This window comes from Nonomuraea sp. NPDC051941 (genome assembly GCF_044593615.1).
The window spans coordinates 152,390-170,882 of the sequence record NZ_JBIUCF010000022.1 but is presented as its reverse complement, the minus strand read 5'-3'; the positions used below and the strand labels follow the sequence as shown (position 1 = coordinate 170,882).

The window sequence follows — 18,493 nt, the reverse complement described above, 5'->3', positions numbered from 1 at the left end:
GCGCGTCCCGCCGGACGTGGGCAAGGGGCGAGGTGTGCGGACCTTCGCCGTAGTACGGGCCGTAGTAGCCGCCCAGCCCGATCACCCCCACCACGGGGGCGGGCCGGGAGCGGCCAGCGCGAAGAAGGTGCAGATCGCGACGAGGACCAGCGTGATCAGGTACCCGTAGGGCAGGTTCATCGCCGCGCCAGCCCCGCGACGAGCACGGCGCCGACCACCAGGTGCAACAGCATCAGCACCAGCGTCGCGGCGAGACCGACGGCGCTGCCGAGCGGGCCGGACAGGGACAGGACGAGCACGACCAGGGCGGTGATCGTCCAGACGCGCCCGGGCCGGGCGACCCGTCGCTCCAGCACGGCCAGCAGCGCCCAGCCCGCGAGCCCGGCCACCAGGCTCGCGACGATGACCGATACCGGGCCGACGGTCTGCGTGCCGCCGCCCGCCCGCACGGTCAGTGCGGCGCCGGACAGCGGCACCGCCAGAGCCCACACGGCCAGGGCGGCCGCGGGCGCGCCGATCACGGTGAGGAGCAGTCTTCTGAGGGAGGTGTTCACGCCGCTCAGCCTCGCCTGCCCGGGCGGGTCGCCACATCGGGCCCGCGGTCGCGCTCTGTCCGCCCCCGGTGGGGTACGGGTCCTCCTTTAGTAGGTGATGGCTCCTTCGTACCGGCGACTAACCTTTGGCCGGTGAGCAAGATGCGACCCCAGCAGCCCCTGGCCGTGGCGGTCATGGCCCTCGGGGTGGGCGGCCTGACCGGCGTGACGCTGTGGGGGCAGAGCGACGGGCCGTTGCTCTGGCCGGATGTCGCGGTCGCGGTGTTGAGCCTGGTCGCGGCGCTCGCCCAGCTGTGGTGGCCGGTCTCCGGCGCGCTCGCCGCCGCCCTGCTCGCCGTGGTCTCCCCGGTGGCCACGCCGGCGGCGACGACGGGGGCGCTGCAGGTGGCCCAGCGCAGGCGCTGGCCCGTCGCTGTGGCGGTGGCGGCGACGGGCATGGCGGCCCACCTGGTCCAGGGGCTGTGGCGGCCGAGCTCCGGCATCTCCCTCGGCTGGTGGCTGCTGCTGATCTGCGCCTCGTACGGCGCGCTGCTCGGCTGGGGCGCGCTGGCCCGTTCCCGCCGCGCCCTGCTCATCTCGCTGCACGAACGCGCCCGCCGCGCCGAAGCCGAGCAGGGCAGGCGGGTCGCCGAGGCCCGCATGGCCGAGCGCCGCCGGCTCGCCAGGGAGATGCACGACGTACTGGCCCACCGCCTGTCGCTGGTGGCCACCCACGCGGGGGCGCTGGAGTACCGGCCCGACTCCTCGCCCGACCAGCTCGCCCGGGCCGCCGGGGTGGTCCGCTCCGGCGTCCACCAGGCGCTGGAGGAGCTGCGCCAGGTGATCGGCCTGCTGCGCGAGGAGGACGACCTCCTGGACGAGCTCGAACCCCAGCCCACGCTGGCCGACCTGGCGCGGCTGGTCGCCGAAGCGCGCCACGCCGGTCAGGACGTACAGGTCAGCGACGAGACCGGCGGCGCCGCCCCGCCCGCCGCCGGACGGACCGGCTACCGGGTCGTTCAGGAGGGGCTGACCAACGCCCGCAAGCACGCCCCCGGCCAGCCGGTGGAGGTGCTGCTGCGCGGCACTCCCGGCACGCGCCTGCTGATCGACGTCAGCAACCCGCTGCCCCCGCCCGGCTCGGCGCCGACCACGCCCGGCAGCGGCGTCGGCCTGGTCGGGCTCACCGAACGGGTACGGCTGGCCGGCGGGCAACTGGACCACCAGAGCACCGAGGGGCGGTTCCGGCTCCAGGCCTGGCTACCATGGCCCGCGTGATCCGCGTGCTCCTGGTCGACGACGACGCCCTGGTCCGTGCCGGGCTGTCCATGATGCTGGACGGCGCCGCGGGCATCGCGGTCGTCGGCGAGGCGGCCGACGGCCAGGAGGCCATCACCGCCACCGACGCCCACGCGCCCGACGTCGTGCTCATGGACCTGCGGATGCCGCGGCTGGACGGCATCACCGCCACCCGCCGGCTCCGCGCCCGTGCCCGTCCGCCGGAGGTGATCGTGCTGACCACCTTCGACACCGACGAGAACATCCTGCACGCGCTGCGTGCAGGCGCCAGCGGGTTCCTGCTCAAGGACACCCCGCCGGCGCAGATCGTGGAGGCGGTCACGCGGGTCGCGGCGGGCGAGCCGATCCTGTCCCCGCGCATCACCCGGCGGCTGATGGAGCGCACCGTCGCCCAGGCCGGGGCCTACGAGCGGGCCCGCGCCGCGCTGGCAGCCCTCACCCCTCGCGAGTACGAGGTCGCCCTCGCGATCGGGCGCGGCCGGACGAACGCGGACATCTCCGCGGAGCTCGCCATGGGCATCACGACGGTGAAGGCGCACGTCTCCAACATCCTCACCAAGCTCGACCTGGACAATCGCACCCAGATCGCGCTCCTCGCCCACGACGCGGGCCTCGCCTGAGCATCAGGGGCTTTCGTGGCCGAGGTCCGCGAGGCGGGTCAGGGCGGGCAGGGCGGCGGCGATCGCGCGGCGCTGTTCGGGGGTCAGCCGGGCCATGAGCGGGGCCAGGTGGCGGGTGCGGTCGTCGTGGCGGGAGCGGCCGATCCGGCGGCCGGCCTCGGTGATGTGGACGAGCACGGCGCGGCCGTCGGTCGGGTCGGGGCGGCGCTCCACCAGGCCGTCGCGCTCCAGCCGGGTGATGAGCTGGGTGATGCCGGGCTGGCTGACCTGCTCGGTCCTGGTCAGGTCGGTCAGCCGCATCGGGCCATCGCTGAAGGCGAGGGTGTCCAGCACCGACAGCGTCGTGAACGGCAGCTTCTCCAGCACGGGGAGCCGGATGTAGAAGCGGTTGAAGTGCTCGATCGCCGTGGTGAAGGCGTCCACGTCGAGATCGCCGCGCGAGGTGTCGTCCACGCCGAGAACATACCGAATCTTGTTTGAGCTGCGCTGACCCACGAACGGCCGCGAAATTTGATCATTTGCCCTATCTTCGACGGAAGCGCGCGACTCGAAGGGCATCCCGTGACCAACACCCCCAGCAACGTGCTGCTCGCCGGAGTCGTCGGCTCCACCGCCTACGGCCTGGCGGGGCCCGACTCCGACGTCGACCGGCTCGGCGTCTTCGCCACCCCCACGCTGGACATGGTCGGCCTGTCCCGGCCCAAGGAGAGCATCGTCCAGACGAACCCCGACCGCTCGCTCCACGAGGTCGGCAAGTGGTGCTCGCTCGCGCTGGGAGGCAATCCGACCGTGACGGAGCTGGTCTGGCTGCCCGACGAGCTGTACGAGACCCGCACCCCGCTCGGCGACCAGCTCATCGCCATCCGGGCCGCGTTCCTGTCCGGCCCGCGGGTCCGCAACGCCTACCTCGGGTACGCCACCCAGCAGTTCAAACGCCTCGACCAGCGCGGCGACGGCTCGTTCTCGGCCGACACCCGCAAGCGGACCAGCAAGCATGCCCGCCACCTCGCCCGCCTCCTGCACCAGGGGCGAGAGCTGTACGAGACCGGCCACCTGCCGATCCGGCTCCCCGACCCCGAGGCGATCCGCGCCTTCGGGGAGAGGGTCGCCGCCGGCAGCCTGGAAGAGGCCCAGGCTCTCCTGGCGGCCACCGAGGAGGCGTTCGACACCGTGCGCACGCCGCTGCCTGACCAGCCCGATGAGGCGACGGTCGAAGCGTGGCTGCGCGAGGTCCGCATCGCCCACTGGGACCCGCGGACCTCGCCACCCGTCGTGGGGGATCAGCCGTTCAGCAGCGGTACGAGGTATTCCTCCTCGTAGTCGAGGTGGGCCTCGACCTCGAGGGTGAGCCGTTCGACCTCCGCCAGCAGCGTGCCGGGGGACAGGTCGTCGTCGCGGAGGAGCGTCTGGAGCTCTTCCAGCAGCCGCTGGACGGTCTCGTGCTCGGCGCGCAGCCGGGCCATCACCGGCTCCAGCTCCGGATAGCGGCCCTCCACCGCGGGGAAGACGGAGCCGTCCTCGCGCGTGTGGTGCTCGTGCAGGTTGTTGCACATGGTCAGGCAGTTGACGCGCAGCTGCGCGCCGAGGCGCGGGCCCGACCGGGCGACCTCGGTGCGGATGCGGGCCAGCTCCCTGCGGAAGGCGTCGTGCACCAGCTTGAGCGCGTCGCCCAGACGGCCCGGGGGCGGCCCGTCGAAGATCGGGAGGAGCGCGACCACGGGCAGGACGCGGCCCGCGCTCTCCTGGTACCGCCCCCAGCCGGGGTCGGCCTCCACGGCGCGGGCGAACATCCGGTCGCGTTCCTCGCCCTTCAGCACGACCGCCTTCGCCTGGTAGGTGAAGACGCCGTCCTCCACGCCGACCTGCGGGTTGGCGACCAGGTTGTGGTACCACGCCGGGTGCCGCGGCGCGCCGCCGGCCGAGGCGATGATCAGGTTGCGCTCGCCGTCGGGCAGGTAGCCGAGCGGCGTCGTGTGGCGCGCGCCCGTGCGCGCTCCGACGGTCGTCAGAAGGAGCAGCCTGGCTCCCTCGAACATGCCGCCGACCTGGCCGCCGTTGGCCCGGAACTCGTCGATGATCTGCTGGTTGAAGTCAATGGGCATGCGTGTATTCGCTCCAAAGCGGGATGGGTTCTTCGATGACCTGGGAAACCCGTCAGAGCACGCCGGAACGACGTGCGCGGGTCAGCTGCGTTCAGGCAAGCCCAGCGATGTGAGAAGTCATCGGCCTCATCCCCTTTGGTTTCGGCGCCTCCATGCCGCCGCCGTCCGCACGGCCGGCGTCACGCGACGCGACGGCCATTACACGTTGATCCGCGACGGATGTCAACTCGCCCGGAGGAAGTGCGCGAGGACGGAGTCGAACCGCCACAGCCGAGGCGTCCGGTTTACAGCCGGGTGGGCTCACCAATGTGCCCAGCTCGCGCATAATCGGGCGCGGCAGGATTCGGGCCTGTAACGGACCCGGCTTCGTAGGTCGGCGCTCTATCCATTGAGCTATAGGGCCAGCGGTGCCGCCGACGGGGCTTGAACCCGCACATGTTCAGAGGAAAGTCTGGCAACTCTTCCCTATTCGTCTACGACGGCGTGGAGATACTTCCGCCACCCGAACTGCCGCGCGGTCTTACGGAGGTGACAGTTCGCGCAGCGCACCTCGCATTTGGCGATTTCTCGAGCCACGGTCACCCATCGCGTGCGGCCGGTCAGCATGGAGCCGACATTCTCCACCTTCTCTCCCCGGACGTGGTCGAATTGCAGGACGATGGGATCGGCCTCGCCGCAGTCGATACAGGGGTTGCGAGCGAGGTACTCCATCAGATTCCTAAAGACCTCTTCGCGTTGCGCTGCTGCGTACCTGTCGCGTCGAACGCGATAGATGTCCGAATTCTTGCGGTAATGCTCTCGCTGGTACTCGCGGTTGCATTCGCGGCAGTATGCCTGAAGGCGGGTTGCGGACTTGCGGCCAAACGCATCAATCGGGAGTTTTTGTCCACATCGGGGGCAGGTTCTCACCTCCAAATGATATCTAAAATCAGTACGTCCGGCGGGATTCGAACCCGCACCGTCCGGTTCCTTAGACCGGTGCCTCTGCCATTGGGCTACGGACGTGCCGGTGCTGACGTGGACCGACAGGATCTCGAAACCTGAACTCCTGCTTGCAAGGCAGGCGTGATGCCTTTTCACCATCAGCCCAAAGAGAAAGGCCGCCCGGTGGATTGCCCGGCGGCCTCTGGAGAATCCTGACGGGGGATTACCCAGAAAGCCGCCCGGCCAGCGCGAGCGCGCCGCCGTACGCCGCGCCCCGGCGATAGTGGCGTTCGGCTGCGAATCGCATGGGAGGCCTTTCCTTTCGTTCTTCCGACGAACCTGACAGTAGCCGGTGCGCAGTGGCACCTGCCATTGATTTATCGTGGGGTATGCGGATCGGAGAGCTCGCCGCGCTGCTCGGGGTGTCCACCCGGACGGTGCGCTACTACCACCAGCAAGGCATCCTGCCGGAGCCGCCGCGCCTGGCCAACGGCTACCGCGAGTACGGCATGCGCGACGCCATCGCCCTGGCCCGCGTGCGGCGCCTGGTGGAGCTCGGGCTGAGCCTGGAGGAGGCGCGCGACGTCATCGCGGACGACCGCTCCCGCGAGTTGCCCGACATCCTCGCCGAGATCGACGCGGACCTGGCCCGCCAGGAGCACGAGATCCAACTGCGCCGCCGGCGGCTGGCCGAGGTGCTCAAGCAGGCCGAGGCCGGGTCGCTGGGCCCCGACGACACCTCATCGCCCGATCTGCTGGCGTTCCTGCGCACGGTGGAGCTCCCGGCGTCGAAGGCGGCGGCCTGGGACCGCGATCTGCTGGTGCTGATGGACAGCATGGCGACGAGCGGCGATCGGAAGCGGGCGTTCGAGACGTTCGACGCGCTGGCCGCCGACCCCGAGATGACGGCGCGCGGCCACGACTTCTACCGCAGGCTCGACGCGCTGGCCGACGCCTCACCGGACGATCCCCGGGTGGGGCCGCTGGCGGAGTCGCTGGCCGACTACAGCATGGTGCACCTGCTGGCCGGCTCCGGCCCGCACGACTGGGACCCGGCGGCGGTCGAGCCGTTCCTCGACGGGCTCGCCCCCGCGCAGGCCGAGGTCGTACGGCAGGCGATGCGGATCATGGCGCGCCGGTGACGCGCGGGGCGACCCCGTCGAGCACCCAGTCGAGACCTTCGTCGAAGTCGGGCTGGACGTCGTCGCCCGTGACGACCCTGGCCACCGCCGGGTAGCGGCCGGTGGCCAGCATCCGGGTGAGGTACGGGCCGACGGTGCTCTGCCACTCCCGCTCGTCCAGGCCGCTGGCGCGCTCGGCCCGCCGCTCGGTGATCTCGAGGCGGACCGCGCCCATCACGTACGCGTTGACGGTGCCGACGACCCGCATCACCGTGGCGACCGGCACATCCCCCAGCGCCGCCAGGGAGGTCTCCAGGTAGGCCAGCGCGTTGGGCCCCAGATTGGGACGCCCGCCCAGCAGGTCGGCGAACCACTCGTGGCGCAGCGCCGCCTGCCTGGTGAGCCGGGCGAGATCCCGCAGCGCCGCCCGCCAGTCGCCGCCGGGCGGCTCTGACGGCACGATCTCGCCGTACACCTCGTCCACCATGAGGTCCAGCAGCTCTTCCTTGGTGGACAGGTAGCCGTACAGGCGCATGGGGCCCGCGTCGAGCGCGGCGGCGACCTTGCGCAGCGACACCGCGTCGAGCCCCTCGCGGTCGGCGAGGTCGATGGCCGCACGCACGATCCGCTCCCTGCTCAGCGGGCTCGGCGTGGGCCTGCTCGGCGGCTCGGGCCGCTCCCAGACGAGCATAGGCTCACCTCCTTGAGGAATGAGAATACACCGTCTATCGTCGATACAGTGTATTGCTCAATACAGTGTATCGAAAGGACTCTCCCATGACCTCTCCCCGCATCGCCGTCGTCGGAGCCGGGCTCGGCGGCCTCACCCTGGCCCGCGTCCTGCAGGTCCACGACCTGCCCGTCACCGTCTTCGAACGCGAGCCGTCACCCGATTCCCGCTCCCAAGGCGGCACCCTCGACATGCACGCGGGCTCCGGGCAGACCGCGCTGGCCAAGGCCGGGCTGCTCGACGAGTTCCGCGCGCTGGCCCGGCCGGAAGGGCAGGAGAAGCGGATCCACGACGAGCACGGGACCCTGCTCCACCACGAGCAGCCCGCCGACGGCGACGAGAGCATGCCGGAGATCGACCGGGGGCAACTGCGCGGCCTGCTCATCGGCTCGCTCGCCGACGGCACCATCCGCTGGGGCCACGCCGTGGAGGGGGCCGCCGGGCGGAGCGTGCTCTTCCCTGACGGCTCCAGCGAGGAGTTCGACCTGGTCGTGGGCGCGGACGGGGCCTGGTCCCGGGTGCGTCCCGGCCTGTCGGAGGTGACGCCGGCCTACACCGGCGTCAGCTTCGTCGAGACCGGCTTCGAGGAGGCCCGCCACCCCGTGCTGGCGCGCCTGGTCGGCAACGGCACCATGTCGGCCTACGGCCCCAATAAGGCCGTGCTCGCCCAGCGCAACAGCAACGGCCGCATCCGCGTCTACGCCGCCTACCGCGGTCCGCAGGACCGGCCGGTCTCCGAGGTGCTGTCGATGTTCGACGGCTGGGCCGAGAGCGTACGCGCGCTCCTGCTGGAGGCCGACGAGCCGTTCGAGTCCCGCCCGCTGTTCACGCTGCCCGTCGGCCACTCCTGGCCGCACGCCCCGGGCCGCACGCTGCTGGGCGACGCCGCCCACCTGATGCCGCCGCTGGGCGTGGGCGCCAACCTCGCCATGCTCGACGGCGCCGAGCTGGCCGACGCCCTGGCCGCCGAGCCCGACGTGGACGCGGCGGTCCGCGCCTACGAGAGCGTCATGTTCCCCCGTGCGGCGCGCCTGGCCCGCTTCGCCACCGACGGCCTCGACGCCCTCTTCTCCCCGGAAGGCGTCAAGGGGGCCCTGTGTCTCTTCAGCGAGCTCACCGGCTGACCGCTGCCGTGGTCGCGGCGGAGGTCGCGAAGGCCTGCCGGCCGCGGGCCAGGAGCTCCCGTACGGCCGGGCCGTGGCCGGTGCGCCAGACCAGCGCCAGCAGGGCGGGCGCCTCGACGTCGGCGATGGTGCGGGCCACGAGCCGGTCGCCGTGGCGGGCGGCCATGGAGTCGCTGAGGACGCCGACAGCGACGCCGCGGGAGGCGAGGTCGGCGATGGCGTCGGCGGCGCTGGCCTGCAGGGCGATCACGGGCCTGCGGCCCTGCGCGGCGCAGGCCCGGTCGAACACCGCGCGCAGCCCGGTGCCGGGCGGCATGCACACGATCGGGTACGCCTCCAGGTCGCGCAGGCCGACCTGGGGCAGCTCGGCCAGGGGGTGGCCGGGCGGGACGGTCACGACGAGGCGCTCGCTGGTGATCGTGAGCGCCTCCAGCCCGTCGAGGGCGTCGGTGGCCGTGCCCACCAGGGCCAGGTCGATGGTGCCGGCGCGGACCCCGTCGATGAGGCGGTCCGAGTTGTCCTCCAGCAGGGAGAGCTCCACGCCGGGATGCGCCCGGTGGAAGGCGGCGAGCGCGTCGAACAGCGGCGTGACCGTGCAGCCGATCACCATCCCGATCGTGAGCCGCCCCCGGATCAGGTCGGTCACCTCGCCCACCGCCTCGCCGACCGCCCCCGCCGCCGCGAGCGCGGCCCGGGCGTGCTCCAGAGCCGCCCGGCCCGCGACGGTCAGCGTCGCGGTGCGGCCCGAGCGGTCGAACAGCTCGGCGCCGAGCTCGCGCTCGAGCTGGCGGATCTGGGCGCTGACGCCGGACTGGCTGATGTGCACCCGCTCGGCGGCCCGGGTGAAGTTCTGCTCCTCGGCGACCGCGACGAAGTACTCCAGCTGCCTCAGTTCCATAACCAGAGATTCTAGCTTCCATCAGAACCATCTGTTGGACTTCTGATGGGTGGCCGGGCAGGGTGGAAAACATGACGGAATACGAGAAGGCCATGCGGCCGGAGGACATCACCCGCCTGTTCGTCGAGCGGTCCAACGCCGGTGACGCGGCCGGAGTGGCGGCGCTGTACGAGGAGGACGCGGTGCTGGCCTACCCGCCGGGCAGCCAGACGGTGGGCCGGGAGGCGATCCGCGAGCTGTGGGAGAAGGTGCTGGCCGGGCGGCCGCACTTCGAGCCCGAGCAGCCGCTGCCGACGCTGATCCACGGCGACGTCGCGCTCACCTCCACCCCGCCGAGGGACGGGGCCGGGGCGCGGGCCCAGGTCGTACGCCGCCAGCCGGACGGGAGCTGGCTGCGCGTGATCGACCAGCCCGAGTTCGTCCCGCCCACCGGCTGAAAACGGGTCGCCGGGCAGGGCGGGGGCCGACTACGGTCGCGTGGATGAGCGATGATCGTCTGCCCCTGCTGTGGCTCTGCGGTCCGTCGGGCGTCGGCAAGTCGACGGTCGGCTGGGAGGTGTTCACCCAGCTCAGCCGGAGCGGCGTCAGGACGGCGTTCGTCGACGGCGACCAGATCAGCATGTGCCACCCGCTCCCCGAGGGCGGCACGCACCCCGTACGGGCGCGCCATCTGGCGGCGATGTGGCCGAACTTTCGCCGGGAAGGCGCCCAGTGCGTGGTCCTGTCGGGCTTCGTCTTCACCGACGAGGAGGTCCGCCAGTACACCCGCCTGCTCCCGGACGCCGCGCTGACGCTGTGCCGGCTGCGGGTCGGCCAGGCCGAGCTCAAGGAGCGCTTCCTCGCCAGGGGCTGGCGTCCCGACCTGGTCGAGCAGGCCATCGCGGACGCGGAGGCCCTGGAGCGTACGGACTTCGCCGACGTGTGCGTGGACACCGACGGGCTCTCGATCGCGGAGGCGGCCAGGACGGTCCTCGCCCGGGCCGGGGGATGGCCGCTCGCGCGGGTGCCGGTGCTGTGGTTCTCCGGCGCGACCGCCGTCGGCAAGTCCACGGTCGCGTACGAGGTCTTCTCGCGCCTCATCAGGAGCGGCGTCCCGGCCGCCTACGTCGATCTCCAGCAGATCGGCGTGCTCCGTCCCGTCACCGACGACGCTCGGCGGCTCAGAGCGGGCAACCTCGCCGCCCTGTGGTCCGGCTACCGGGCAGCCGGAGCCCGCTGCCTGATCGTTTCCGGCGACGCCGGCCTCGACACCTACGCGGACTCCCTCCCCGTAGCCGCGCTGACGGTGTGCCGCCTGCACGCCGGACCCGGCACGCTGGCCGAACGGGTGATGCTGCGCGGGCAGGGCGGAGGGCCGGCCATCCCCGGCGACGAGCTGAAGGGGCTGGATCCCGGCGCCCTGCGGCGGGCCGCCGAACGGGCGGCCCGTGAGGCCGAGGCCCTGGAGCACGCCGGCGCGGGCGACCTCCGCCTCGACACCGACGGCCGGTCGGCGGCGGAACTCGCCGAAGAGGTGCTGGCCGCCTGGCCCGGCCGTCCCGCCGGCGCGTGAGGCGGCGCGGCGGCCGTCAGCCCGCGGACGCCGGGCTCAGAGCCGCTGCAGCCCGCTGAGCACCCGTTCCAGCAGGCCGGCCTCAGGCCGCCCGCCGGGCAGGCGCGGGTGGTACAGGTGCAGCAGCCCTTCGGCCGCCATGTCGGCGATCAGCACACGGGCGACCCCGAGCGGGATCTGCAGCACCGCCGCCACCTCGGCCACCGACCGGACCTGCCGGCACAGCTCGCTGATGGCGGCGTACTCGGGCGTGATCAGGGCGAAGGTGTGCGGCGGCGCGTCGGCGGAGCACACCAGGGCCTCCATCGCCAGCTTGATGCGCGGCGCGGTGCGCCCGCCGGTGACGGCGTAAGGCCGGACCGGCGAATCCGGGTCCTGCTCGTCGGGATCGGGCGGCGGCCGCCAGCCGCCGCCCCAAGGCGGGTCGGTCATGTCCGCTCACCAGGACTGCCGGGCGCGAAGGGCCGGGGTGAGCACCTGTCCGGCCCGGTCGGCCAGGAGCGTCATCTGGTACGCCACCACGCCCATGTCGCAGTCGGGGGTGGCCAGCACGGCCAGGCAGGAGCCGTCGCTGATGGCCACGTTCAGCATGAGCCCGCGCTGCATCTCGATCGCGGTCTGGACGACCGGCCCGCCCTCGAACAGGGTGGCCGCGCCCTGCGTCAGGCTGGCCAGGCCCGAGGCGACGGCGGCCAGTTGCTCGGCGCGTTCGGGCGGGAAACCGGCCGAGACGGCGAGTGGCAACCCGTCGGAGGAGACGACCGCCGCGTGGGCGACGCCGGGGACCGACCGGGCGAAGTCGGTGATCAGCCAGTCGAGATTGCTGTTGCGGGTCATGGGCCTTCCTCGCGGGTCGTGCTCCCTGCATCGAAGGGAGGGATGCTGCGCATGCAGATGTCGTCGCGGGCCGCTCGGAACCCCAGCTGGTAGCTGGCCATGCGGTCGCGGACCTGCTCGGGCGAGATCTGCGGGATGGGGGCGACGCCCTTGGGCACCGAGGGGTTGTCGGCGCTGCCGGGCACCAGATTGGCCTTGGGCACGCGCTTGGGCAGGCCGGAGGCGGTGGTGCCGTCGTTGGCCGGGCTGGCGGCGGCCTCGGCCGCGCTCCACCCGGCGTCGGCCTGGGGCGAGCTCCAGGCGCCGTCGGAGGTGTCGTGGTTGAACCAGGCCGACTTCACCGCCGCGAAGATCGGCAGGTAGCCGTCGGGGTCGGGGACGGGCGCGACGCCCAGCCCCGTGCCGAGCGGGTCCACGGAGATCGCCCTGGCGGGGACGGCCCCATCCGGGAACGGGCCGTTGGCGATCGGGCCCGGCGCCGCGCCGCCGAACGCCGGGCTTCCCGGGACCGGGCCCGGGGCCGCGCCGCCGAAGGACGGGCCTCCCGGGACCGGGCCCGGGCCGCCGCGCAGGAGGTCGAAGCGCGCCCTGGCCCCGGGCGTGTCGAACATCCCCGGCCAGATGGCGGCCGCCGACCAGTCCGCCGAGGACTTGTCGGGCCCGGGATCGGTGGCGAACGACGGCCAGTCGGCCGAACCCGTCCCCACGGCCGGTGAGTACGGCCGCGGGGACGGAACCACGGGCGGGGGAGGGGTGACCCAGGAGTCGGATATGTCGAACGGCCGCCCGAAGGAGGCCGCCGGCGTCGGCTGGGCGGGCGGCTGCAGCAGCGCCTCCGGCAGGAACACCGTCGCGGTCAGCCCCTTGGAGTCGTTGAGGTGCAGCTGCACCCGGATGCCGTGGCGGTGGGCCAGCCGGGCGACCACGAACAGCCCCATGCGCCGCGAGACCGACACGTCCACCGTGGGCACGTTGGACAGGCGCTCGTTGGCCTGCGCCAGCTCGTCGGGGACCATGCCGATGCCGCTGTCGGAGATGGACAGCACGGCGCCGCCGCCCTCGATGGCGGCGGCGGTGACGACGACAGACGTGGTCTGGGGCGAGAACGACAGCGCGTTCTCCACCAGCTCGGCCAGCAGGTGGATGATGTCGTTGACCGCCTGCCCGGAGACGGCGCTGCGGGTGGCGACCCGGGGCGTGACCCGCTCGTAGTTCTCCACCTCCGACAGGCAGGCGCGTACGACGTCGGCCACGCTGACCGGCTTGTTCCAGCGCCTGGGAGGCTCCTGACCGGCCAGGAGCAGCAGGTTCTCGTTGTTGCGCCGCATGCGTGTGGCCAGGTGGTCGAGCGTGAACAGGCTGGCCAGCCGCTGCTCGTCCTGCTCGCCCCGCTCCAGCCCGTCGATGAGCTTGATCTGCCGCTGCACCAGGGTCTGGCTGCGCCTGGACAGGCTGACGAACATGGCGTTGACGTTGGCGCGCAGCCTGGACTCCTCGCCGGCCAGCCGGACGGCCTCGCGGTGGACCTCGTCGAAGGCCCGCGCGACCTCGCCGACCTCGTCCAGGGAGTCGACCCCGATGGGCGGGATGGCCACGGTGGTCTCGTCGCCGGCCTCGTGCAGCGAGCGCACGGTCCGGGGCAGGCGTACCCCGGCGATGTGCAGGGCCTCGGTGCGCAGCCGGCGCAGCGGCCTGACCAGCGACTGGGCCATGATGGCGGTGACCATCAGGACCGCGAGCAGCAGCAGGAGGCTGTAGGTGGCGGCCAGCAGCGCGTCGCGGCGCGCGGAGTCCTGCAGCGTGCGGCTCTGCACGTTGATCGACTCGCCGAGCCGCCGCTGGACGGTCCACATGCCGTCCACAGTGCCGCTGATCGCCTCGAACCAGCGCTCGGCGTCGTCCTCGCGGCCCGGGTCGAGATCGACCCGGCCGCCCTCGGTGACCTGGGCCAGCGCGCGCAGCCTGATCGCCTCGGCGCGGTCCACCAGCGTGCCGGTGACGGTGTCGTCGTAGGTCTGCAGCTGGTCCAGCGTGGCCACCGACCTGAACACGGCGATCTCGCTCTCCTGCTGGGCCCGTGCGGCCATGAAGCGTTCGAGCTCGCCGCTCTGGAAGCGGCCCGCCGAGGCCACCGCGGCGAGCAGGCCGCGCTGCTGCGAGGCGGCGTCGTGCGCCTTGGACAGGGCCGCCAGCGCGCGGACGCTGTTGCCCAGGGCCTCCTGGTCGCCGCCCTGGGCGATCTGGTCGTGGAACTGCTGGAAGGCGTTGATGATCTGGGAGTACTTGGTCAGCGCCGGCAGCGCGAGCAACTGGGTGGACTGCACGATGCCGCGGGTCGCGGGGATCTCCGGCAGGCGGCTGATCATCTGCTGGGTGATGGTCCAGGCACTCTCGCCGTGGTCGGGGGTGATCGTCTGGGCCTTCGCGCGCACGGCGGCGACCGCCTCGTCGACGGGGGCGAACTGCCGGCGCAGCGGCTCCGCGCGCGCGGCCGAACGGCCGGTGGCCACGAAGTAGACCGCGAGGTCGCGCTCGCGGGCGAGCTGGTGGGTCAGCTCGATGACGGTGTCACCGAGCTCGGCCTTCTCCAGCACGCGCTGGTACTGGCCCGCCGCGGCCCACGAGGTGATCACCTGCTGGGCTCCGAGCACGACGCCCACCCCGGTGGGGATGAGGATCAGGGCGACGAGACGCGCCCGCACCCGCCAGTCACGCAGTCGCAGCCTGCGCTTCTGCCTCCTGCGGACGTGCGCTAATCGGGGGCGAGGGCGGCGCGCGGTCGGTTGCTTCGTCACTGGCTCCCCACTCTGTCGCCTGAACGCACGCCGGCATGCGAGGCGCGTGATGTGCGCCATGAGACGAAGAGCAATTTGAACACACACCGACGAGGTAGGCCAACCTTACAAAGACCATGACTTCCATTGGAATGGCCGATTGACCTGGAATCCCTCCTATCTGCCCAAGGTTGCCAGAAATAGGACACTTTTGGACAACCCGTAATGTTCCACCGAGTCATGACTCATGACATTTCATGGCAATTGCCGCAGATCCTGCTGTACGATCACCGGCGGCCTTTCGGATGCGTGGACTCGCCAAGGAGAAACCCTCAATGGAATCCGGTTCTGCTTTTCGCGCGTTCCTGGCGTTCCTGGCCGCCGCCGCCCTCGCCGGGTGCAGCGGCGGCAGCACCCTCGCGGCGAACCCGGGCACGCCGGGAGACCTGGAGAAGACCACGCTGACCATCGGTGTCAGCCCCACTCCCTCCTCGGCTCCGGTGTTCATCGCCGATCGCAAGGGCTTCTTCAAGGCCGAGGGCCTGACCGTCAAGACGGAGATCATCCAGGCCCCGCAGCAGGTCATGCCGAAGATCCTCAACGGCGGCATCGACATATTCAAGGGCAGCTACGTGTCCCTCATCAACATCCAGGGCAGCGGCGCCGCCAAATTGAAGATCCTTTCAGACACTTTGCAGGGCGCGCCCGGCATCGCCGGCGTCGTGGTACGCAAGGACTCCCCGCTGCAGACCCCCAAAGACCTCAAAGGTAAGACGATCGCGGTCAACTCCCTGAACAACCTGGGCACCATGTCCATGAGCGCCCATTTGAAGGCGTATGAAGTAACGCCGAAACAGGTGAAGTTCGTCGCCATCGATTTCCAGGCACAGCTAGGCGCGCTGACGAGCGAGAAGGTGGACGCGGCCTGGATGGTGGAGCCGTTCCTGTCGGCCGCCCAGCAGGCCGGCGCCCGGCTGCTGCTCGACACCAACACCGGCCCGACCGACGCGCTGCCGATCGACGGCTGGGCCGGCACGGCGGAGTGGGTGAGCAAGCACCCGAAGACCACCGCCGCCTTCCAGCGCGCGGTCGCCAAGGCCCAGCGCCTGGCCGCCACCAACCGTGCCGAGCTGGCCGAGGTCGTCCCGCTCTACACGCAGACGCCCAAGCAGGCGGTGATGACCATGGCGATGGGCACCTTCCCGACCTCGCTGAACCCCAAGCGGATCCAGCGGGTGGCCGACCTGATGTACGAGTTCGGCTACCTGAAGTCCAAGGTGGACGTGGCCTCCATGGTCGTCCCCGAGCCCGTTCCGCAACCCGGTTAGCCGCGCCGGCCGACCCCTCGACGATCAGCTCGCGACGGCCCCAGCCGGGCGCGGTGCCCGCGAACTGCATGCATCCCGGGCCGATGGGGTCAGGGCCACGCCTGGAGCTCCTCGCCGTGCGGGTCGTCCACCAGGCTCCATTCGGCGTCGATGCGCATGGTGGCCCGGCGGCCGGTGTCGTAGCGGTCCCAGCCGGGGTCGCCGGTCGTGGCGAAGGAGACCCAGGCGGCGTGCATGCGGGCGGCCGGCTCCGCAGGCGGTTCGTCCGGCCCGAGCAGCGCCTCGGGGCCGCGCAGCCGGGGCAGCCCGGTGACGTCGAAGACGAACGGCAGCTCCACAGCGTGGGTGGCGCCCAGTTCGCCGCCCAGCGCGTTCGAGCGCCACGCGAAGGAGTAGCGGTAAGTGGCGGCGTCCGCGCGTCCCGCGTGCGCGTCGGCCAGGCGCCGGCTGCCCACGCCGAACAGGGCGTCGCCCATGATGGCCGAGCGCAGTTCCCCGAAGGACGCCTCCGGCCTGGCCTTGCGGTAGGTCTCGACGAGGCGGGCCGGATCCGGGTGCGAGCGGGCCGCGGCAGCGTCCACGTCCGCCGCGGTCGAGGTGGACAGGCTCCCGAACGGCGCCAGGTAGAGGTTGCCTTCCTCCGTGTTGGTGCCCACCAGCAGGTCCACCCCCGCGCCGCGGCCCGCGGCGACCGCCTCGGCCGGTTGCCGGTCGAGCACGATGCTGAATGCGCTGAGCCCGATGAGCGGGTCCGTGTGGGTCTCGGTCCGCAGGTCGATGCCCGACAGTTCGGATACGACCTCGACGAGCCGTTGGTCGGGGACGCCGGCGAAGGCGGCGGCGTGCGGCTCGATCCCCAGGGAGCGGGCCGCGGCGCGGGTCACGCGGGCGGCCTGCTCGGACGTGAAGGCGCCCAGACCGCTGCCGCTCTGCACGATCGCGCGCCGGAACAGCCCCTCGGCCTGCGGCGCGGCCAGCACACCGCCCACGATCGTGGCACCCGCGGACTGGCCGAACAGCGTGACGCGGCCGGGGTCGCCGCCGAACGCGGCGATGTTCTCCCGCACCCAGCGCAGAGCGGCGATCACGTCGAGCAGGCCCCGGTTGGCGGGCGCCCCGGGCAGGTCGAGGAAACCCGCGACGCCCAGCCGGTAGTTCAGCGTCACCAGGACGACCCCGTCGCGGGCGAAGGCGGCGCCGTCGTAGATCTCGGACCGGGTGGATCCCGCCACGAACCCGCCGCCGTGCACGAACACCATCACGGGCAGCCGCGCGCCGCCGGCTTCCGGCGTCCACACGTTGACGGTCAGGAAGTCCTCGCCGGGGATCCAGCCCGGCCCGAAGTACGGGGTCATGTCCACGCTGCCGAGCCTGCGTTCGGCCTGCGGCGCGGTCGGACCCGGCGTGGTGGCGTCCCGCACGCCGTCCCAAGGGGCGTGCGGCCTCGGGGCGGCGAATCGGGCGGCGCCCGCCGGTGGAGCGGCGTAGGGGATGTTCAGGAAGACGCTCGTCCCGTCGCGGCGCAGGCCCCGTACGGCGCCCTGCGCGGTGACGGCGGTGTCTCGCGTACGGTGGTTCATCGAGCGTCCTCCAGGCTATCGGCGTGTGGTGCGAACGGCGCCCAGCCCTTGATGGCGAATCCGCTCCCTTCGCGGCGCACCTCGGCGGCCCCCTGCCCGCCCAGGTGTGCGGGGACGACCAGGGCGTTGCGGTCGGCGGCCCAGCCGAGCACCTTGCGGCGGGTGGCGCGGGCCCCGGCCGGGTCCTCGCAGAAGCAGCTGTTCGTGTCGGGCTCCACGAACTGCACGGGGCTGTGCAGCAGGTCGCCGACGAACACCGCGCGGTCCGCACCCGATTCGAGGACGACCACGGAGGACCCGGGGGTGTGGCCGGGCGCGGACTCCAGGCGCAGGTTGGCGTCGATCGTGTACGAGTCCTCCCACAGCGTGGTCAGGCCCGCCTCGTGGACGGGGGCGACGCTGTCCTCGAACACGTTCTGGTTACCCCGGCCGAGCAGCGGCTTGTGCTCGTTCGCCGGGTTCCAGAAGTCGAAGTCGGCCTTGGGCATGAGGTAGGTGGCGTTGGGGAAGGTCGGCACCCAGGCGCGGCCGTCCAGGTAGGTGTTCCAGCCGACGTGGTCGACGTGGAGGTGGGTGTTCACCACGAGGTCAACGTCCTCGGGCCGTACGCCGGCGCGGGCCAGGTTGTCCAGGAAGCCGGTGTCGAGGCGGCTCCACACCGGCGAGTAGGGCCGTTCCTTGTGGTTGCCGACCCCGGTGTCGATGAGGATGTTCCGGCCCTCGCTACGCAGCAGCCAGGTCTGGATCGCGGCGTTGACGATCCGCGTCTCAGGGTCCACGAAATGCGGCTCCAGCCAGGAGGCGTGCTCCTCCCAGGCGCGTGGCGAGCTTTCCGGGAAGAACGTCTCGGGCGTCATCGCGACGGGTCCGTAGAACTCCCACACTCGCGTGACCGTGACGTCACCCAGGGTGATCTGATCGGTGATCATGAGTATTCCTTGATCGATGAGTGGTGATGAACGCGGTGGAAGCCGCCGCCCGTCCATCGTGCGCCGCCGCCCCGGCCGAGCGGTATGCGACAGGTGACTGCACCTGCCGTCCGGCAGCCGTTGCTACGGTGACAAGGAAGCG

19 protein-coding genes and 4 tRNA genes are annotated in these 18,493 nt (G+C 72.0%); 8 read left to right on the top strand and 15 right to left on the bottom strand.

Annotated features, from left to right (window positions below):
• Nucleotides 1-176: 176 nt before the first annotated feature.
• Nucleotides 177-554: a DUF6069 family protein gene (locus ACIHFD_RS33680; RefSeq protein WP_397370332.1), complete on the bottom strand. Its 378-nt coding sequence runs from the start codon at nt 552-554 to the stop codon at nt 177-179.
• Between the two features lie 141 nt (nt 555-695).
• Here ACIHFD_RS33680 and ACIHFD_RS33675 point away from each other — a divergent pair, with 141 nt between their 5' ends.
• Nucleotides 696-1,811 (top strand): sensor histidine kinase, encoded by a 1,116-nt coding sequence (locus ACIHFD_RS33675; protein WP_397370371.1) that lies wholly within the window; start codon nt 696-698, stop codon nt 1,809-1,811.
• A complete protein-coding gene (locus ACIHFD_RS33670) occupies nt 1,799-2,452 on the top strand; it encodes a response regulator transcription factor (protein WP_364263011.1) in 654 nt (217 codons plus the stop codon). Before ACIHFD_RS33675 ends, ACIHFD_RS33670 begins: the two co-directional genes overlap by 13 nt.
• 3 nt (nt 2,453-2,455) lie before the next feature.
• On the opposite strand, the gene ACIHFD_RS33665 is transcribed toward ACIHFD_RS33670, so the two are convergent.
• Nucleotides 2,456-2,905, bottom strand: a complete 450-nt coding sequence (locus ACIHFD_RS33665; protein WP_397370330.1) for a MarR family winged helix-turn-helix transcriptional regulator — start codon at nt 2,903-2,905, stop codon at nt 2,456-2,458.
• 108 nt (nt 2,906-3,013) lie between these two features.
• Here ACIHFD_RS33665 and ACIHFD_RS33660 point away from each other — a divergent pair, with 108 nt between their 5' ends.
• Nucleotides 3,014-3,772 (top strand): DNA polymerase beta superfamily protein, encoded by a 759-nt coding sequence (locus ACIHFD_RS33660; protein ID WP_397370329.1) that lies wholly within the window; start codon nt 3,014-3,016, stop codon nt 3,770-3,772.
• Here the strand turns inward: ACIHFD_RS33660 and ACIHFD_RS33655 are convergent.
• The 6 genes from ACIHFD_RS33655 to ACIHFD_RS33630 form a co-directional block, all read right to left on the bottom strand.
• Nucleotides 3,733-4,554 (bottom strand): nitroreductase/quinone reductase family protein, encoded by an 822-nt coding sequence (locus ACIHFD_RS33655; protein ID WP_397370328.1) that lies wholly within the window; start codon nt 4,552-4,554, stop codon nt 3,733-3,735. The genes ACIHFD_RS33660 and ACIHFD_RS33655 overlap by 40 nt on opposite strands.
• 241 nt (nt 4,555-4,795) lie before the next feature.
• A tRNA-Tyr gene (locus ACIHFD_RS33650) sits at nt 4,796-4,877 on the bottom strand.
• Between the two features lie 85 nt (nt 4,878-4,962).
• Nucleotides 4,963-5,037: transfer RNA gene (locus ACIHFD_RS33645), tRNA-OTHER, on the bottom strand.
• A complete protein-coding gene (locus ACIHFD_RS33640) occupies nt 5,020-5,463 on the bottom strand; it encodes a hypothetical protein (protein WP_397370327.1) in 444 nt (147 codons plus the stop codon). The genes ACIHFD_RS33645 and ACIHFD_RS33640 overlap by 18 nt, the downstream gene beginning before the upstream one ends.
• A gap of 23 nt (nt 5,464-5,486) precedes the next feature.
• Nucleotides 5,487-5,559: transfer RNA gene (locus tag ACIHFD_RS33635), tRNA-Leu, on the bottom strand.
• A gap of 13 nt (nt 5,560-5,572) precedes the next feature.
• Nucleotides 5,573-5,643 (bottom strand) — tRNA-Ala (locus tag ACIHFD_RS33630).
• Between the two features lie 224 nt (nt 5,644-5,867).
• Between ACIHFD_RS33630 and ACIHFD_RS33625 the strand changes: the two genes are divergently transcribed.
• A complete protein-coding gene (locus ACIHFD_RS33625; RefSeq protein WP_397370326.1) occupies nt 5,868-6,620 on the top strand; it encodes a MerR family transcriptional regulator in 753 nt (250 codons plus the stop codon).
• Here ACIHFD_RS33625 and ACIHFD_RS33620 read toward each other — a convergent pair.
• The gene (locus ACIHFD_RS33620) at nt 6,604-7,290 is read right to left on the bottom strand and encodes a TetR/AcrR family transcriptional regulator (RefSeq protein ID WP_363973713.1); all 687 of its coding nucleotides are present in this window, start codon (nt 7,288-7,290) and stop codon (nt 6,604-6,606) included. The genes ACIHFD_RS33625 and ACIHFD_RS33620 overlap by 17 nt on opposite strands.
• A gap of 86 nt (nt 7,291-7,376) precedes the next feature.
• Between ACIHFD_RS33620 and ACIHFD_RS33615 the strand changes: the two genes are divergently transcribed.
• Nucleotides 7,377-8,453 (top strand): FAD-dependent oxidoreductase, encoded by a 1,077-nt coding sequence (locus ACIHFD_RS33615; protein ID WP_397370325.1) that lies wholly within the window; start codon nt 7,377-7,379, stop codon nt 8,451-8,453.
• On the opposite strand, the gene ACIHFD_RS33610 is transcribed toward ACIHFD_RS33615, so the two are convergent.
• Nucleotides 8,443-9,351 carry a LysR family transcriptional regulator gene (locus ACIHFD_RS33610; protein WP_397370324.1) on the bottom strand — a complete coding sequence of 303 codons (909 nt, stop codon included), beginning with the start codon at nt 9,349-9,351 and terminating at the stop codon, nt 8,443-8,445. The two genes, ACIHFD_RS33615 and ACIHFD_RS33610, sit on opposite strands and share 11 nt — an antisense overlap.
• A gap of 71 nt (nt 9,352-9,422) precedes the next feature.
• Here ACIHFD_RS33610 and ACIHFD_RS33605 point away from each other — a divergent pair, with 71 nt between their 5' ends.
• Nucleotides 9,423-9,788 (top strand): YybH family protein, encoded by a 366-nt coding sequence (locus tag ACIHFD_RS33605; RefSeq protein WP_397370323.1) that lies wholly within the window; start codon nt 9,423-9,425, stop codon nt 9,786-9,788.
• A 44-nt stretch (nt 9,789-9,832) separates the two neighbouring features.
• Nucleotides 9,833-10,903, top strand: a complete 1,071-nt coding sequence (locus ACIHFD_RS33600) for an adenylyl-sulfate kinase (RefSeq protein ID WP_397370322.1) — start codon at nt 9,833-9,835, stop codon at nt 10,901-10,903.
• A 36-nt stretch (nt 10,904-10,939) separates the two neighbouring features.
• Here the strand turns inward: ACIHFD_RS33600 and ACIHFD_RS33595 are convergent, their stop codons facing one another.
• Genes ACIHFD_RS33595 through ACIHFD_RS33585 form a run of 3 tightly spaced genes read right to left on the bottom strand, consistent with a single transcriptional unit; the run spans nt 10,940 to nt 14,535 of the window.
• Nucleotides 10,940-11,335, bottom strand: a complete 396-nt coding sequence (locus tag ACIHFD_RS33595; RefSeq protein WP_350730597.1) for a DUF742 domain-containing protein — start codon at nt 11,333-11,335, stop codon at nt 10,940-10,942.
• A gap of 6 nt (nt 11,336-11,341) precedes the next feature.
• Nucleotides 11,342-11,740 carry a roadblock/LC7 domain-containing protein gene (locus ACIHFD_RS33590; protein WP_363973731.1) on the bottom strand — a complete coding sequence of 133 codons (399 nt, stop codon included), beginning with the start codon at nt 11,738-11,740 and terminating at the stop codon, nt 11,342-11,344.
• Complete coding sequence (locus ACIHFD_RS33585; RefSeq protein ID WP_397370321.1) at nt 11,737-14,535, bottom strand: nitrate- and nitrite sensing domain-containing protein; 2,799 nt, start codon at nt 14,533-14,535, stop codon at nt 11,737-11,739. Before ACIHFD_RS33585 ends, ACIHFD_RS33590 begins: the two co-directional genes overlap by 4 nt.
• 314 nt (nt 14,536-14,849) lie before the next feature.
• Between ACIHFD_RS33585 and ACIHFD_RS33580 the strand changes: the two genes are divergently transcribed.
• Nucleotides 14,850-15,842 carry an ABC transporter substrate-binding protein gene (locus ACIHFD_RS33580; RefSeq protein ID WP_397370320.1) on the top strand — a complete coding sequence of 331 codons (993 nt, stop codon included), beginning with the start codon at nt 14,850-14,852 and terminating at the stop codon, nt 15,840-15,842.
• Nucleotides 15,843-15,931: 89 nt separating this feature from the next.
• Here ACIHFD_RS33580 and ACIHFD_RS33575 read toward each other — a convergent pair whose 3' ends face one another.
• Complete coding sequence (locus tag ACIHFD_RS33575; protein ID WP_397370319.1) at nt 15,932-17,422, bottom strand: carboxylesterase/lipase family protein; 1,491 nt, start codon at nt 17,420-17,422, stop codon at nt 15,932-15,934.
• Nucleotides 17,419-18,351, bottom strand: a complete 933-nt coding sequence (locus ACIHFD_RS33570) for an MBL fold metallo-hydrolase (RefSeq protein WP_397370318.1) — start codon at nt 18,349-18,351, stop codon at nt 17,419-17,421. Before ACIHFD_RS33570 ends, ACIHFD_RS33575 begins: the two co-directional genes overlap by 4 nt.
• Between the last annotated feature and the right edge of the window lie 142 nt (nt 18,352-18,493).

Excerpts from the sequence above, each read along its gene's own strand:
- ACIHFD_RS33620 (WP_363973713.1), bottom strand. The coding sequence starts at position 7,290 with ATGCTCGTCTGGGAGCGGCCCGAGCCGCCGAGCAGGCCCACGCCGAGC.
- ACIHFD_RS33605 (WP_397370323.1), top strand. The coding sequence starts at position 9,423 with ATGACGGAATACGAGAAGGCCATGCGGCCGGAGGACATCACCCGCCTG.
- ACIHFD_RS33570 (WP_397370318.1), bottom strand. The coding sequence starts at position 18,351 with ATGATCACCGATCAGATCACCCTGGGTGACGTCACGGTCACGCGAGTG.
- ACIHFD_RS33615 (WP_397370325.1), top strand. The coding sequence starts at position 7,377 with ATGACCTCTCCCCGCATCGCCGTCGTCGGAGCCGGGCTCGGCGGCCTC.
- ACIHFD_RS33580 (WP_397370320.1), top strand. The coding sequence starts at position 14,850 with ATGGAATCCGGTTCTGCTTTTCGCGCGTTCCTGGCGTTCCTGGCCGCC.
- ACIHFD_RS33670 (WP_364263011.1), top strand. The coding sequence starts at position 1,799 with ATGGCCCGCGTGATCCGCGTGCTCCTGGTCGACGACGACGCCCTGGTC.
- ACIHFD_RS33595 (WP_350730597.1), bottom strand. The coding sequence starts at position 11,335 with ATGACCGACCCGCCTTGGGGCGGCGGCTGGCGGCCGCCGCCCGATCCC.
- ACIHFD_RS33600 (WP_397370322.1), top strand. The coding sequence starts at position 9,833 with ATGAGCGATGATCGTCTGCCCCTGCTGTGGCTCTGCGGTCCGTCGGGC.
- ACIHFD_RS33675 (WP_397370371.1), top strand. The coding sequence starts at position 696 with ATGCGACCCCAGCAGCCCCTGGCCGTGGCGGTCATGGCCCTCGGGGTG.
- ACIHFD_RS33625 (WP_397370326.1), top strand. The coding sequence starts at position 5,868 with ATGCGGATCGGAGAGCTCGCCGCGCTGCTCGGGGTGTCCACCCGGACG.
- ACIHFD_RS33610 (WP_397370324.1), bottom strand. The coding sequence starts at position 9,351 with ATGGAACTGAGGCAGCTGGAGTACTTCGTCGCGGTCGCCGAGGAGCAG.
- ACIHFD_RS33655 (WP_397370328.1), bottom strand. The coding sequence starts at position 4,554 with ATGCCCATTGACTTCAACCAGCAGATCATCGACGAGTTCCGGGCCAAC.
- ACIHFD_RS33575 (WP_397370319.1), bottom strand. The coding sequence starts at position 17,422 with ATGAACCACCGTACGCGAGACACCGCCGTCACCGCGCAGGGCGCCGTA.
- ACIHFD_RS33590 (WP_363973731.1), bottom strand. The coding sequence starts at position 11,740 with ATGACCCGCAACAGCAATCTCGACTGGCTGATCACCGACTTCGCCCGG.